This is a genomic window from uncultured Granulicatella sp., assembly GCF_963521425.1.
Taxonomy (GTDB): Bacteria; Bacillota; Bacilli; order Lactobacillales; family Aerococcaceae; genus Granulicatella.
Genome location: NZ_CAUQUN010000028.1, coordinates 12,378 through 28,224, shown reverse-complemented (window position 1 = coordinate 28,224; position 15,847 = coordinate 12,378). Strand labels below are relative to the sequence as shown.

Genomic DNA, 15,847 nt, shown 5'->3' with positions numbered 1-15,847 from the left:
CTGCAGCTAAAGAAGAAGCTAAAGCTAAGGCTGATGCAGCAAAAGAAGCAATCGACAAAGCGACAACAAACGCAGCAGTAGACCAAGCTAAGGCAAACGGAACAACAGAAGTAAAAGCTGTAGAACCACAATCAGTAGCAAAAACGGGAGCTAAAAAAGCTATCGATGAAGCTCTTAAAGCTAAGAATAATGAGATTGATGCTCGTACAGACTTAACAGACGAAGAGAAAACTGCAGCTAAAGAAGAAGCTAAAGCTAAGGCTGATGCAGCAAAAGAAGCAATCGATAAAGCAACAACTAATGCTGAGGTTAATCAAGCTAAAACTAAAGGAACAACAGAAGTAACTTCAGTAAACCCAGAATCGGTGACGAAAACCAAAGCTAAAACAGCAATTGAAAATGAAGCAATTGTTAAAAAAGTAGCGATTGATGCAAGAACCGATCTTTCAGAAAAGGCAAAAGAGGTTCTTAAATTACAAGTGGATGCAATAGTAGCACAAGCTAAAGAAGCTATTGATCGTGAAACTAAAGATGGATTTGTTACTAATGTTACAGAAAATCAAAAACTTGTTGTGAAGTCAGTAGGTGAAGTGATTGTTCCAGCTGAAAAACTACTTATTGTTAATCCAACTAAATTAACAGAAGAAGAAAAATCTAAAGTTTTAGAACGTGTTAAATTAGTAAATCCAGAAGCAACAGTATCAGTTGATGATAAAGGGAATGTAACAGTGACATCTAAAAGTGGTGTAAGTGAAACAATTTCTGTTGAAAAATTAGTTAAGGTTTCAACTGGTTTAGATAATATTAATTTAACTTTTGAAAAACAAATAGTTATGAATATTTCTCGTATTACTAAAGAAGAAAAAGAAAACGTAAAATCTAATATTATTGCTAAAAATCCAGAAATAGCGGATGTAGTCTTTGATGATATGGGAAATGCCATTATTATTCTAAAAGATGGCCAAATCTTTAAAGTATTAGCAAAAGATATCTTTAAACCATCACAAGAACCAAGTGGAGTAGTATCGACACCACAAACAAATGTAAAAGTTGATAAAACACAATTGGAAGTATCAATTCTTCAATTAGATAGTCTAGTATCTCAATTAAATGATGAATACAAGACAGAAGGTTCTGAATTATTGGATGTAGCAAAAGCAGTATTCAATAATCCAAGAGCTACACAAGAAGAAGTAGATGCAATGGTGAAACGTATTGCTGAATTTATTGCAAAAGTTTCTACAAATTCTCCTCAAAATACAGTGAATTCTGAAGAAAATAGCAATAAAGGAACTAAAGCAGTAGGCTCATCAGTCGGAAATATAAAACAATCTTCTCAAAAAGAACTTCCAAATACAGGAACATCAACATTTGGAACAATTCTTCCAGCAATGGCAGCTCTATTATCAGGAGTAGGATTATTTGCGAAAAAGAAAAAAGAAGATGAATAATTGTATGAATCTGACAGATTAAATAAGAAAAAATCGTACTATCTAAGAAGGTAGTACGATTTTTTTATATAGATGAATAACGAATATATCTATCACTGTACGATAAAGAAAGATTAGTGTACAATACAATCAGAAAAGGAGAGAAAAGAATGTTTTTATTAGCACCACTTTTAATTACGATAACGATAGCCAGTTATGCTGTTTTAAAATATTATTTTGGAACAAGAATTTATTTTTCAGATTCATTCTTTCTAACAATAAGAGAAGTAATGTTACCTTTACTAGTTGTTAGTTTTGAAATTTTTTCTCAAGTTGTTTTAGGATATTCTCAATTACCTTGGATGATATTATTTAGCTCTATTATTGGAATAACATTATTATTAGTGAAAAAAAGTAGTCATGAATTTTCATTAAGAAAATTTTTATATCAATTTTTCTCATTAGAATTTTTGGTATTTGTAATTGGACATCTATCGTTAGTCATTCAGTATTGTTTTTATTTATTACTCTCTTGGGGAGTTATTCGTTAATAGTTTTAGAATTAGATAGAGAAGCACTTAGTCAGTTGATTAAGTGTTTTTTGTTTTGAAAAAAATAAAAAGCAAGGATAAAAAGGGAGATTATGATTAATTGATGAGAAACGTTGATATGAAAGTTTTTTTGAGTGTTCTACAATGAAGAGCATTTTGAATTTTATATAAAAAAGGGGTGAATTTAAAATATTTTTTAACTTTTTTAATAAAAAAGTGGTGAAAAGTGGGGGAGTGTGGTAAACTATGGATAATTAATGAATGATAGGAGGAGTCTGCATGTTAATCGGTGAATATCAACACACAATAGATGCTAAGGGACGTATGATTGTTCCTGCTAAGTTTCGTGAAGATTTAGGATTCACTTTTGTTGTAACTCGTGGACTAGACGGCTGTTTATACGGCTACCCTCTTGATCAATGGCAATTGCTACGTCAAAAATTGAGTGAATTACCTCAATCGAAAAAAGACGCTCGTGCATTTGCTCGTTTCTTCAATTCTGCTGCAAGTGAAGTAGAATTTGATAAGCAAGGAAGAATTAATATCACACCAACATTAAGAGAACATGCAGGACTAGTGAAAAATTGTCGAGTAATTGGTGTGAATGACCGAATTGAAATTTGGGATGAAGAACGTTGGAAAGCTTATATTGCTGAAACTGAAGAAAATTTTGAAGAATTAGCAGAACAAATGGCTGATTTTGGATTTTAGAAAGGATATTAATAGAGAATGTTTAAACATGTAACCGTATTGCTACATGAAACAGTAGACAACCTTGAGGTGAAACCAGATGGGGTTTATGTAGATTGTACATTAGGTGGAGCAGGACATAGTGAATATTTATTAAGTCAATTAACAACAGGCCACTTATACTGTTTTGACCAAGACATGAATGCTATTGATAATGCTAAAATCCGTTTGAAAAAATTTATTGAAGAAGATAAAGTAACGTTCATTCATACAAATTTCAGAATGATTCAGAAAAAACTAAATGAATTAGGGATTAAAAAAGTTGATGGGATTTTGTATGACTTAGGAGTATCTTCACCGCAATTAGATCAAATTGAGAGAGGATTCAGTTATCATCAAAATGCCGTATTAGATATGAGAATGGATCAAACAGCGCCATTAACTGCAAAAGAGATTATTAATGAGTGGAGTTATGATGAATTAGTTCGAATTTTTTATCGTTATGGAGAGGAAAAATTTTCGAAACAAATTGCAAGAAACATTGAACGAATTCGTCAAGATCATGAGATTGAAACGACTGGAGAATTAGTAGATATTATTCGAGATAGTATTCCTGCTGCTGCAAGAAGAAAAGGTGGACATCCTGCTAAAAGAATTTTTCAAGCAGTTCGTATTGCTGTAAATGATGAATTAGCAGCAGTTGAAGATTCTCTAGAACAAGCTTTTGACTTGTTAGAAGTTGGAGGAAGAATTAGTGTTATTTCTTTCCATTCTTTAGAAGATCGTATTGTGAAGACGATGTTCAAACAAAAAAGTACGGTAGAACAAGTACCAAAAAATTTACCAATTTTACCAGGGCAGTTAGAAAGTGCTGATTTTAAATTGATTACAAGAAAACCAATTTTGCCAACAGAAGAAGAAATGCAAGAAAACTCAAGATCACAAAGTGCAAAATTACGAGTGATTGAACGTGTGAAATAATTAGTAAAGGAGGCGTTTTTTGATGGCATTAGCAGAACAAATCGTTGATGTAAATTCTACAACAACAGTCAAAGAAGCCTTTCCGAATACTTATTCTGATAAAGTAGTAACGGCTATTCCTCAAGAAAAAGTAAAAGTTAATTATGCAAGAAATATGATTGTTTCAATTGTGGTAATTGTATTGTTAGGTACTTTAACAGTTGTTAGTTCAATGTTAGTGGCGAATAAAAATCGTCAATTGCAAGATATACGAACAAATACGACATTGATGCAAAGAAAAAATGATACGTTATTACAATCTGCACAAGAACTATCACAATATGATCGTGTGAATCGTATTGCTAAAGAACAAGGATTGGAAATGGGTCAAAATAACATAAGGAATGTTGGACAATGATAAAAAAACATTTTAAGGAATATTTGGGGAATAGAAAGATTGCGATACGTTGCTTGATGGCAATCGCAATCTTCCTATTTCTCATTTTTTCTTTTTACTTTTTTAAAATTATGGTATTAGGTCAAAGCCATGGTGTTAATTTAAGAGATGAATTGGATAAAAAATTAACACATACAACACTTTTAAAAGCAAAACGTGGAAATATATATGATGCAAGTGGTAGCCCCATTGCAGTTGATGCAACAAATTATTCTTTATTTGCAGTGTTAACTGACCAATGGGATAAGGAAAAAAAAGATTATGTTCAAGATTTTTCTAAGACTGCACAAGTTTTATCAAAATATATCGATATGAAAGCTTCAGAAATTGAAAAAATCTTATCTCAAAAAAATGTTGCACAAGTAGAATTTGGAAAGGCAGGAAAAAATCTTTCTGTTGAAACAAAAGAAAAAATTGAAAAAGAGGAACTTCCTGGTATTAAATTTACGGAAAATCTTTCACGTTATTATCCAAATGGAATTTTTGCTTCACATCTCATTGGATATACAGAAGTAGAAGAACAAGAAGTAGATGGTAAAAACGTGGAGCAATTAGTTGGGAAAATGGGCATTGAAGCACTTTATAATGCTACATTAACAGGGAAACCTGGTGAAGTAGTTTCAAGAACAGATGGAAATGGCTATGTCATTCCAGGAAGTGAAAAAATAACAGAGCAACCCAAAGATGGAAATGATTTGTATTTAACATTAGATAAAAAATTACAAACTTATTTAGAATCTTTAGTTTCCCAAGTAACTGAAAAATATTTACCAAATCAATTAACAGCGATGTTAGTTGATCCTAAAACAGGAAATATTGTAGCTGCGACTCAAAGACCTACATTTAATGGAACAACAAAAGAAGGTATTAATACAATGTGGAATAATCTATTAATGGATGAAGCTTATGAACCTGGTTCCACAATGAAAGTATTAGCTCTTGCTGCAGCTATTAATGAGGGTGTATTTGATCCTAATGAAAAATATGAATCTGGTAAAATTCAGATTTTTAAAGATTTAATACGTGATTATAATAAAGTTGGTTGGGGAAGAATTACTTATTTAGAAGGATTAGCACACTCAAGTAACGTTGCATTTGTTCATGTTGTTCAAAAAATTGGTGTTGAAAAATGGAAGCAATATTTAGATTTGTTTGGTTTTGGTCAAAGTACACAATCAGGATTTTTAAATGAGTCTACTGGATTAAATTCCTATAATTCTTATTTACAACAATTGACGACAGGTTTTGGACAAGGGATTTCGGTGACAGCTTTTCAAATGGTACAAGCATTTACAGCAATTGCGAACCAAGGTGAAATGAAAAAATTAAGAATCGTGGATCACGAATTTAGACCAGCTACAAATACTACTATTAATTTTTCTGAAAATTCTTTAGGTCAAGTTATTAAGCCTGAAACAGCTAAAAAAACTTTAGAGTATTTACGAGAAGCAACTACTATGAAAAATGGTACTTCTAATGGCTTTGATATTGAAGGGGAAGAAGTAGCAGCAAAAACTGGAACTGCTGAGTTAGTTAATCCTGAAACTGGAAAATACTATTCGTATGGAAGTAACTATATCTATTCAGTAATTGGTTTTGCACCTGCTAGCAATCCAAAATATATTTTATATATCACTTTAAAACAGCCTCAAAATAACCCATACGGCGATGGTGCAAGTGCTATTATTAAAGAAATTTTTAACCCAATGATGAAACGTGCGTTAGATTATAGTCGATTAACGCAATAAAAGGAGGAATTTAGCAATGTTAGCTACAGAATTAACTCAATTGATATACCTAAAAAAAATTGTAGGTGATTTATCTGATATAACAATTGATTATTTAGCACAAGATTCAAGAAAAGTTCGTCCAAACACATTATTTTTTTGTATTGATGGGGTAACAGTAGATGGGCATCACTTTGCTTCTGCTGCAAAAGAAAAAGGAGCAGTTGCGTTTGTAGCAAGTAAATCTATTGAAGATCAAGTGGGAGATACTCCGGTAATTTATGTTAAAGATGTGACAAGAGTGATGGCTTTGATGGCAAATCATTTTTATGGATACCCAACTCAATCTTTACAAATGATTGGAGTAACAGGGACAAATGGTAAAACAACAGTCACTCATATGATAGATGCATTGTTGGAAAAACCGAATAAACCCACAGCATTAATTGGTACTATTTATCGTAAAATTGGTCCAAAAATTATTCAGACTCATAATACAACCCCAGAAATTTTAACGTTGCATGAAACTTTCCAAGAGTTAAAAGAAATTGGTGGAGAAACTTGTATGATGGAAGTTTCTTCTCATGCTTTACAATTAGGTCGTATTTGGGGATTGGATTATGATTGTGTTGTATTTACGAATTTAACTCATGAACATCTGGACTTACACAAAACAATGGAACAATACGCGCATGCTAAAAGTTTATTATTCTCTCAATTAGGGAATTATGTTGGAAAAAATCGCAAACCAAAAGTAGCAATTTTAAATGCGGATGATGAACAGTTTCAAATGTTTGAGTATTCAACTCCTGTACAAGTAATTAGTTATGGAATCAAAGAAAAGGCTGATTTTAAAGCTGAAAATATTCGTACGGAAAATGGACATACTTTATTTGAATTAGTGATTCAACAAGATGAACGCTACTTGGTTGATATGCCATTATTAGGAATTTTTAATGTATACAATATGTTATCTGCTATTGCAGTAGCTTATGTTTATGGAGTTTCTATAGAAGAAATTTTGGAAAAAGTGAAAGCATTCAAAGGGGTAGCTGGACGTATGCAAGCAGTTGATAAAGGGCAAGATTTCCAAGTAATCGTCGACTTTGCTCATACTCCGGATGGATTAGAAAATGTATTAGATTCCTTATCACAAATTCCACATGGAAAAATCATTACAGTTGTGGGGCATAGTGGAGGAAATCGTGATTCTAGTATGAGACCAGAACTAGGAAGAATAGCTTTAACAAAATCAAACCATGTTGTCTTTACAGCAGATAATCCTAGAACAGAGCCGTTAGTAAATATTTATGAAGGATTGTTAAGTGCGGTTGATAAGAATTCTGTTTCTTATGAATGTATTGATAAGCGAGAAGAAGCAATTGAAAAAGCACTTCAATTAGCGAGTGTTGGAGATATTGTTTTACTTGCTGGAAAAGGTGTTGAGCCTTATCAAATTATTGGTGAAGTGGAATATCCTTATAATGAAATTGAAATCGTAGAAACATTATTAGGAAATAGATAAAGAGGAGAAAAAGATGACATTACAATTTTTACTTGTATTAGGCGCAACATTATTGGCAACAGTATTTGCAGAGCCTAAATTTATTCAATTTATGCGTAGGAATCAATTTGGGCAAACAACTTTAGAGGATGGTCCATCTTGGCATCAGGCTAAAAGCGGAACACCAACGATGGGAGGATTTATCTTCTTAATGATGATTGGAATTGTCAGTTTAGTTCTTGGAGGATTATTCGGATATTTTAATTTTACATTATTAAGTGGAGTAATAGGATTTGTATTTTTTGGTGGAATTGGATTTTTTGATGATTTTATTAAAGTTTTTAGAAAACAAAATCAAGGATTAAAAAGTCATCAAAAATTTGTTTTACAAATACTAGGATCAACTGTTTTTGTTGCTCTATTTTTATTAAGTGGACGTGCTCCATTAATTTATATTCCATTTGTTGGTGAAGTACACAGCTTAGTATTATTTGCAATTTTTACAATCATTTGGATTACAGGATTTTCAAATGCGGTAAATTTAACAGATGGATTAGATGGTCTTGCAACTTCAACATCTATTGTAGCTTACGGTACATATGCATTTTTAGCATTACACTCAAAGCAAGTAGAGATTGCATTTTTCTGTTTTAGTGTAGTTGGAGGATTAATTGGATTTTTAATGTTTAATTGGAAACCTGCGAAAATTTTTATGGGGGATGTTGGTTCTCTAGCTTTAGGTGCAGGATTAGCCATTATTTCGTTAATGCTTCATCATGAATGGAGTTTACTAGGAATTGGGATTGTATTTGTGTTAGAAACAGCTAGCGTTATTATTCAAGTAACTTCATTCAAATTAACTGGAAAACGAGTATTTAAGATGAGTCCAATTCATCATCACTTTGAAATGTGTGGATGGAAAGAAGTGAAAATCGTTTTAGTCTTCAGTTTAGTTGGACTAATCGGAGCGCTAATTACATTAGTATTAATTTAGAAAAGCTATTTAGCTTTTCATACATATTTTTCGGCAGTTCATACTGCCATATACATATCGAAATAAATCTAGGGGGCATATTAGGTGCTGAATGAAAAGAAATTTGAACATAAAAGAGTATTAGTTATTGGATTAGCAAAAAGTGGAGTTGCAGTTGCAAAACTCTTATTACATCAAGGGGCGATTGTAACAGTTAATGATCGTATTCCATTAGAAGAAAATCCAGATGCAAAAAGTTTAATTGAAGAAGGAATTCGTGTTTTAGCTGGTTCACATCCAGTAGATTTATTAGAAGAACATTTTGATTTTGTAGTGAAAAATCCTGGAATTCCATATCATAATTGTATGGTTGAAGCTGCCATAAAGAAAGGAATCCCAGTCTATACAGAAGTTGAAATTGCGTATCATTTATTACAAGGTTTAATCATTGGAATTACAGGGTCAAATGGTAAAACAACAACGACTACATTAGCAAGTTTAATGTTGAAAGACTCTTTCCCTAAACGAAATGTTTTTGCTGCAGGAAATATTGGAATTCCATTATCGCAACTAGCAGAACAATCGACAAAAGAAGATATTTATGTTTCTGAATTAAGTAGTTTCCAATTGATGGGAATTGATCAATTTAAACCGAAAATTGCGTGTATTGTAAATATTTTTAGTGCTCACTTAGATTATCATGGGACACGAGAAGAATATATTAAAGCAAAACTTCAATTAACGAAAAATCAAACAGAAGAAGATTATTTAGTTTATAATGCTGATTATCCAGAATTGATTACATTAATTGAAGGTCATACAAAAGCAACATTAGTTCCATTTAGTAGAAAAAATGTTTTAGAATTTGGTGCTTCGGTTAAAGATGACTACATATGCTTCAATGGTGAAAAAGTAATTCCTGTTTCAACGATTCAAGTTCCTGGAACACAAAATATTGAAAATGTATTAGCAGCAGTTGCGATTGCAAAATTAGCAGGAGCTACAAATGAAGGCATTGAAAAAGCCGTTCAAAATTTCCATGGTGTAAAACACCGTACTCAATTTGTAAAAGAAGTAAATAAAAGACGTTTCTACAATGATTCCAAAGCGACGAATATTATTGCAACACAAACAGCATTACGCAGCTTTACAAATCAATCTGTTGTTTTAATTGCGGGTGGTTTAGATAGAGGAAATGGTTTTGATGAATTAGTCCCAGACTTAACAGCTGTATCGGGCATTGTTTTGTATGGTGAAACAAAAGAAAAATTACAAGAAGCTGCGAAAGTTGCAGGAATTCCAGTCATTGAAGTCGTGAATACATTAGAAGAAGCGACTAAAAAGGCTTATGAAATCAGTAAAGAAGACGATATTATTTTATTATCACCAGCTTGTGCAAGTTGGGATCAATTTAAGAATTTTGAAATTCGTGGGGATGAATTTATTCGCGTTGTAGAGAATTTATAAGAAAGAGGAAAATATTCATGAGAGTTGTCGTATCTGGTGGAGGTACAGGAGGTCATATTTATCCTGCACTTGCATTTATGAGATATTTAGAAAAACAAGAGGATGTAGAATATTTATATATTGGAACAAAACGAGGATTAGAAAGTAAAATTGTTCCACAAGCAGGATATGCATTTGAATCTATTAAAATCGAAGGGTTAAAACGCTCGCTTTCATTAGAAAACTTAAAAACAGCCTACTATATGGTAACAAGTGTTATTAAAGCAAGAAAAATTTTAAAAGAATTTAAACCAGATGTTGTCATTGGTACGGGTGGTTATGTTTGTGCACCAGTATTATTTGCAGCTAGTTTATTAAAAATTCCAACGATTATTCATGAACAAAATAGTGTTGCAGGAGTAACAAATAAATTTTTAGCAAAATGGGTGAATAAAATTGCAATTTGCTTTGATGATGTAAAAAAAGATTTTGCTTCTTATAGTGATAAAGTTGTTTTAACAGGAAATCCTAGAGGACAAGAAGTTGTAGAAATTAAGAAAAATCCTGAATATTTGGCTTCAATAGGAGTACAGACCAACTTACCAATCGTAGTCATTTTCGGTGGAAGTCGTGGGTCTGAGCGAATGAATGAAGTATTTGTTGAGGCTTTAGAAGGATTTGCGGATAAAAATTATCATGTCATAATGGTTACAGGAGAAGTGCATTATGACAAAATCAACAATCAGATTACAAATTTAGAAAAATCATTGCCAAATGTTTCTGTTTTTCCGTATATTAAAGATATGCCACAACTATTCCAAAATGTGGATTTAGTTGTTTGTCGTAGTGGCGCAACAACTTTAACTGAACTAACAGCATTAGGTTTAGCAAGTATTTTAATTCCAAGTCCATATGTAACAAATAATCATCAAGAAGCTAATGCTCGTTCCTTAGTCGATCAAGGAGCAGCATCGATGATTTTAGAAAAAGAATTAAATGCTCAAACAATGTTAGCTGAAATTGAACACATTTTATTAGATTCTCATAAAAAAGAAGCAATGGCTACTTCCGCTAAGAAAATGGGAATTACAGATGCAAGTTCAAGACTAACAAGTATGATTCATGAAATGTTGTAGAAAGAAAAAAGGAGGAGCCTTATGAAATTTTTTAAAAAAGCTTCAACTTCTTCGCCTCCTCCAACAGAGATAACAGAGGAGGTTTCAAAAAAAAGTTCTATCCAACCATTAAAACAATTTTTTCATTTTAATCATTTAGAAATGAAATTTTTGTTCTGGATTTTCCTAGCTTGTATGTTCTGGAGTATTTATTTTATTTCTCCTTTATCAAAACCAAAAGCTATTTATGTTTATGGTAATCAACAAGTAGAAATTGAAACTATACGAGAACAAGCTGGAATAAAAAGAGGGAAAACAATTTGGGGAATCTTGTCTGAACATGAAACAATTCAACAAAGAATAACAAAAAGAAATCCAAAAATTAAAGCGGCTTCTGTAACTTTATCTGGGTTAAATACAATTCAATTAACTATTCTAGAAAATCCGGCGATTGGTTATTATGTTGAAAATGGGGAATATAAGGAATTATTAGTAGATGCTCAGTCTATTCAAACAGAGGAACCAGCTAATAAAGATGGGTATCCAGAATTAGTAAATTTTGATGAAGAATCAAGAATTCAACTAGCAAGTCAATTAGAAAAAACATCTCCTAGTGTGATTAGAATGATTCGTCAAATTCAATATGTAGATCCAGAAAAGAAACCATTAAAACTTCAAATTCGAATGAGAGATGGAATGAAAGTTATTGGAACTTTAAAAGATATTGGAGAAAAATTGAATTATTATCCAAGTATTTACAACGAACTACAAATGAAATCTGGAACAATTGATATGGAAGTTGGTATTTTCTATACACCAGATATTAATGCTCAATAGAAAAAGAAAATTCGTAAAAAATATTCAAATATTTTCTTAACGAGCAAGAAATATGGTAGAATAAAAATGTATAATTATTTATAAAATGTGAATGGAAAAATTTAGTAGGAGGTTTCAATAAGCGTGAAAAATCAAAGAATTTATGTGAGTTTAGATATTGGAACCACTTCAATTAAAGTTGTTGTTGCTGAGTATATTCGTGGACAATTAAACATTATTGGAGTCGGCAATGAAAAATCTCAAGGACTAAGTCGGGGAGTAATTGTAGATATCGATGAAACTGTTGAATCTATAAAAAAAGCCGTTAAACAAGCAGAGCAAAAATCAAATATTGAAATTAAAGACGTTATCGTAGGAATCCCAAGTAATCAAATTTCGATTGAACCATGTCATGGCATGATTGCTGTTTCTAGTGAAAATCGTGAAATTACAGATGTCGATGTCCATAATGTGATTTCAGCGGCAAAAGTTCGTTCAGTTGCTCCTGAAAGAGAAATTATTTCAGTTATTCCAGAAGAGTTTATAGTTGATGGATTCGATGGCATTAAAGATCCTCGTGGCATGATTGGAGTTCGACTAGAATTATATGCAAGTATGATTACTGGGCCGAAAACAATCGTTCATAATATTAAACGTTGTATTGATAAAGCAGGATTAAATATTGAAGAAATGGTTATTCAACCTCTTGCAATTAGCCAAGTAGCAATGTCTGCAGGTGAACGCGAATTTGGTACAATCTTAATTGATATGGGTGGAGGACAAACTAGTGCGTCAGTTATGCATGACCATCAATTAAAATTCTCTTATGTTGACCAAGAAGGTGGAGATTTCGTTACAAAAGATATTTCAGTAATTTTAAATGCGAGCTATGAAAATGCAGAACGTATTAAACGTGAGTATGGCTATGCTATTTCTACTGAAACTTCTGATGAAGAATTCTTCCCAGTTGAAACTATTGGAAAGAAAGATCCTGTTAAAGTAGATGAACATTACTTATCAGAAATTATTGAAGCGAGAGAAGTTCAAATTTTTGAAACAATTAAACGTGCTTTAGATCAAGTAGATGCATTAAGTTTACCTGGAGGAATTGTTTTAACAGGGGGAGCCTCTTCTATGGCAGGAGTTCTTGAATTAGCTCAAGAAATTTTTGGAGTAAATGTAAAGACATATATTCCAGAACAAATGGGGATGAGAAATCCAATTTATGCAACAAGCATGGGATTGATTCAATATGCTGCATCATTAGATGATGTTCATCGTATTGCACAAAAAGGTAAGTTAACGACTGAAACAAGAGTAACGCCTTTAGCTAGCCCTAGCCGTCCAGTTGCAGAAACAACTCCACAACCAGTTGAAAAACCAAAAGCTGAAGTGGAATCAACACAAGAAACAGAATCAGAAAATTTTGGAGATAAAGTGAAAAACTTTTTCAAAATGTTTATAGACTAGTACGAATCTAAGGAGGAAAAAGAATGGAATTCGAATTTGATACAAATTTAGAAGGCGCAGTAATTAAAGTCATTGGTGTAGGTGGAGCAGGTAATAATGCTGTTAACCGTATGATTGATGAAGGCGTTCAAGGCGTTGAATTTATTGTTGCCAATACAGATACACAAGCTTTAGCTAATTCTAAAGCAGAAACTAAAATTCAATTAGGACCTAAATTAACAAAAGGTTTAGGAGCAGGTTCATTACCGGATATCGGTTTAAAAGCAGCAGAAGAAAGTGAAGAACGTCTTCGTGAAGCTTTATCAGGAGCGGATTTAATTTTCGTTACAGCTGGTATGGGTGGAGGAACTGGTACTGGTGCAGCACCAATCGTAGCTCGTATCGCAAAAGAATTAGGAGCATTAACTGTTGGGGTTGTGACACGTCCATTTAGTTTTGAAGGACCAAAACGTGGTCGTTATGCAGCAGAAGGTGTTGCACAAATGAAAGCGAATGTGGATACATTAGTAACCATTTCAAATAACCGTTTATTAGAAATCGTGGATAAGAAGACTCCTATGTTAGAAGCTTTCCGTGAAGCGGATAATGTATTACGCCAAGGGGTACAGGGGATTTCTGATTTAATTATTGCACCTGGTTATGTAAACTTGGACTTTGCTGACGTTAAAACAGTGATGAAAGATCAAGGTTCTGCATTAATGGGTATTGGAGTTGCTAGTGGTGAAAACCGTACAGCAGAAGCAACTAAAAAAGCTATCTCTTCTCCATTATTAGAAGTATCAATTGATGGAGCAGAACAAATCTTATTAAATATTACAGGTGGATCTGATTTAACATTATTTGAAGCACAAGATGCTTCTGATATCGTAGCAGCAGCCGCAACAAATGATGTAAATATTATTTTTGGTACATCTATTAATGAAAATCTTGGAGATGAAGTAATTGTAACAGTTATTGCGACTGGTATTGATGAAGAACACAAAGGCACAAAAAAGTCAGTGGCTCGTACTAGCCGTCCAACATTAACACCTACAACACCTGCTTCTACAAAAGAAATTGGAAATAATCCTCAAACATTCCAAGAAAAACAAGTAACTCCAAAGAAAAAATCAGTAGTTGAAGAAAAACAACCTGAAAAAGATATTTTTGGAGATTGGGATATTCGTCGTGAAGCAACTGTTCGTGAAACAACAACAGAAACAGATTCACCGTTTGCTCAAAAGAATTTCGTAGAAGCTCCAGTTGAAACAAAATATGAATCAGATGATACTTTAGATACACCACCATTCTTCAGAAGAAGAAACAGAAACTAATGACCATGATTAAAAGTAATGCAGAACAAATTGTCACTCGCATTCATCAATCATGCGATAAAGTTTCGAGAGATGTACAAGAAGTATGTCCAATTATAGTAACTAAAAATCGTACGAATGAAGAAATCCAAGAAGTTTATTCTCTTGGATTTCGGCATTTTGCGGAGAATCGTGTCGAAAAACTATTAGATCGCCAACATGCATTTCCTCAAAAAGATATTGTTTGGCATTTGATTGGCCCTTTACAAAAAAGAAAAGTAAAACAAATTGTGAATCAAATTCAATATTTTCATGCGATTGATCGTTTATCGATTATGGAAGAAATTGATAAGCGATTAGATTCACCATTAAAATGTTTTTTAGAAGTTAATGTTTCAGGGGAAGAATCTAAGCATGGCTTTACAATTTCAGAAGTTTTTGAAGCATATGAAGTTGCAAAACAGTATCCAAATATTGAGATTATAGGCTTAATGACAATGGCTCCTTTTGAAGCCAATGATGAAGCAATTCGTAACTATTTTAGGGAGTTAAAAGAAGTTTCAAAAAAACTTCAAAGTGAATCTACTCTAAAATTAAGTATGGGGATGAGTCAAGATTATCCAATCGCAATTGAAGAAGGAGCACATTTTATTAGAATTGGTACTGCTTGGTTTGAATAGGAGGAGTAGTATGGGATTTTGGAATCAATTTAAAACATTTTTAGATCCAGATGATGGCTATCATGAGGTAGAAGAAGAAATGTATGAAGAAGGAAATGATTCATCAAATGTTCAAGAATATCGAAGAACCCCTTCAAATGTTGTTTCTTTTCAACAAGCTCAACAAAATAAAAAAATATCAAAAATTTTTGTGATGGAGCCTTCTGTTTATACTGAAGCAGAAAGAATTGCTGATGCCTTATTAAAAGGTGAAGCAGTTATTATTAATTTTAGAAAAATGGAAGTTGCAGATGCTAAAAGAGTCATTGATTTTGTGGTAGGAGTGACTTATGCCATTAATGGAGATGTCCAACAAATTAGAGAGGATATTTATATTTGTTCTCCGCCAAATTATCAAGTGCAAGGCTCTTTTGTTGAGGATGATGATTCTTCTTTATAATGGGAATATATTAATGTTAAGGAGAAAGATATGTTATTATTTCAATTAATCCGTTTATTATTACGGGCAATTGATCTTTATATATTGTTAATTACAATTTATATTGTATTAACTTGGTTACCACAAGCGCAAAATACTAAATTAGCAAGATGGCTTCAAGCATTGTGTGAACCTTATTTATCTTATTTTGATAAGATAAGAATTGGAATGTTTGGTTTTTCAGCTATCTTTGGAATTTTATTTTTACAGTTTGTAAAACTAGGCATTATTCAAATTGTTAAATTTATTTTTTAATAG

The 15,847-nt window shown here is 32.4% G+C and carries 16 protein-coding genes; all 16 read left to right on the top strand.

Annotated features, from left to right (window positions below; genetic code table 11):
* A partial coding sequence (locus RWO76_RS07400) for a DUF1542 domain-containing protein (protein ID WP_314355017.1) occupies positions 1 to 1,451 on the top strand: 1,451 nt, incomplete at its 5' end.
* 149 nt (positions 1,452 to 1,600) lie between these two features.
* Positions 1,601 to 1,981, top strand: coding sequence for a DUF3397 family protein (locus RWO76_RS07395; protein ID WP_314355016.1), 381 nt, complete (start codon positions 1,601 to 1,603; stop codon positions 1,979 to 1,981).
* A gap of 279 nt (positions 1,982 to 2,260) precedes the next feature.
* Positions 2,261 to 2,692, top strand: a complete 432-nt coding sequence (mraZ, locus tag RWO76_RS07390; RefSeq protein ID WP_006703034.1) for a division/cell wall cluster transcriptional repressor MraZ — start codon at positions 2,261 to 2,263, stop codon at positions 2,690 to 2,692.
* Between the two features lie 18 nt (positions 2,693 to 2,710).
* On the top strand, positions 2,711 to 3,652 hold the full coding sequence (rsmH, locus tag RWO76_RS07385; protein WP_314355015.1) for a 16S rRNA (cytosine(1402)-N(4))-methyltransferase RsmH: 942 nt from the start codon (positions 2,711 to 2,713) through the stop codon (positions 3,650 to 3,652).
* Between the two features lie 22 nt (positions 3,653 to 3,674).
* Positions 3,675 to 4,049, top strand: a complete 375-nt coding sequence (locus RWO76_RS07380) for a cell division protein FtsL (RefSeq protein ID WP_314355014.1) — start codon at positions 3,675 to 3,677, stop codon at positions 4,047 to 4,049.
* The gene (locus RWO76_RS07375; RefSeq protein WP_314355013.1) at positions 4,046 to 5,836 is read left to right on the top strand and encodes a penicillin-binding transpeptidase domain-containing protein; all 1,791 of its coding nucleotides are present in this window, start codon (positions 4,046 to 4,048) and stop codon (positions 5,834 to 5,836) included. The genes RWO76_RS07380 and RWO76_RS07375 overlap by 4 nt, the downstream gene beginning before the upstream one ends.
* A 16-nt stretch (positions 5,837 to 5,852) precedes the next feature.
* The gene (locus tag RWO76_RS07370) at positions 5,853 to 7,340 is read left to right on the top strand and encodes a UDP-N-acetylmuramoyl-L-alanyl-D-glutamate--2,6-diaminopimelate ligase (RefSeq protein WP_314355012.1); all 1,488 of its coding nucleotides are present in this window, start codon (positions 5,853 to 5,855) and stop codon (positions 7,338 to 7,340) included.
* Between the two features lie 13 nt (positions 7,341 to 7,353).
* On the top strand, positions 7,354 to 8,313 hold the full coding sequence (gene mraY, locus RWO76_RS07365; protein WP_314355011.1) for a phospho-N-acetylmuramoyl-pentapeptide-transferase: 960 nt from the start codon (positions 7,354 to 7,356) through the stop codon (positions 8,311 to 8,313).
* An 84-nt stretch (positions 8,314 to 8,397) separates the two neighbouring features.
* Complete coding sequence (gene murD, locus RWO76_RS07360; protein WP_314355010.1) at positions 8,398 to 9,759, top strand: UDP-N-acetylmuramoyl-L-alanine--D-glutamate ligase; 1,362 nt, start codon at positions 8,398 to 8,400, stop codon at positions 9,757 to 9,759.
* Positions 9,760 to 9,776: 17 nt separating this feature from the next.
* Positions 9,777 to 10,874 (top strand): undecaprenyldiphospho-muramoylpentapeptide beta-N-acetylglucosaminyltransferase, encoded by a 1,098-nt coding sequence (gene murG / locus RWO76_RS07355; protein WP_314355009.1) that lies wholly within the window; start codon positions 9,777 to 9,779, stop codon positions 10,872 to 10,874.
* A 21-nt stretch (positions 10,875 to 10,895) separates the two neighbouring features.
* The gene (locus tag RWO76_RS07350; RefSeq protein WP_314355008.1) at positions 10,896 to 11,690 is read left to right on the top strand and encodes an FtsQ-type POTRA domain-containing protein; all 795 of its coding nucleotides are present in this window, start codon (positions 10,896 to 10,898) and stop codon (positions 11,688 to 11,690) included.
* A gap of 123 nt (positions 11,691 to 11,813) precedes the next feature.
* Positions 11,814 to 13,139, top strand: a complete 1,326-nt coding sequence (ftsA, locus tag RWO76_RS07345; protein ID WP_314355007.1) for a cell division protein FtsA — start codon at positions 11,814 to 11,816, stop codon at positions 13,137 to 13,139.
* 23 nt (positions 13,140 to 13,162) lie between these two features.
* Complete coding sequence (gene ftsZ / locus RWO76_RS07340; RefSeq protein WP_314355006.1) at positions 13,163 to 14,452, top strand: cell division protein FtsZ; 1,290 nt, start codon at positions 13,163 to 13,165, stop codon at positions 14,450 to 14,452.
* Positions 14,452 to 15,111 carry a YggS family pyridoxal phosphate-dependent enzyme gene (locus RWO76_RS07335; RefSeq protein WP_314355005.1) on the top strand — a complete coding sequence of 220 codons (660 nt, stop codon included), beginning with the start codon at positions 14,452 to 14,454 and terminating at the stop codon, positions 15,109 to 15,111. The genes ftsZ and RWO76_RS07335 overlap by 1 nt, the downstream gene beginning before the upstream one ends.
* Before the next feature lie 10 nt (positions 15,112 to 15,121).
* Complete coding sequence (locus RWO76_RS07330) at positions 15,122 to 15,550, top strand: cell division protein SepF (RefSeq protein ID WP_314355004.1); 429 nt, start codon at positions 15,122 to 15,124, stop codon at positions 15,548 to 15,550.
* Between the two features lie 30 nt (positions 15,551 to 15,580).
* Complete coding sequence (locus RWO76_RS07325; RefSeq protein WP_314349976.1) at positions 15,581 to 15,844, top strand: YggT family protein; 264 nt, start codon at positions 15,581 to 15,583, stop codon at positions 15,842 to 15,844.
* Positions 15,845 to 15,847: the final 3 nt, after the last annotated feature.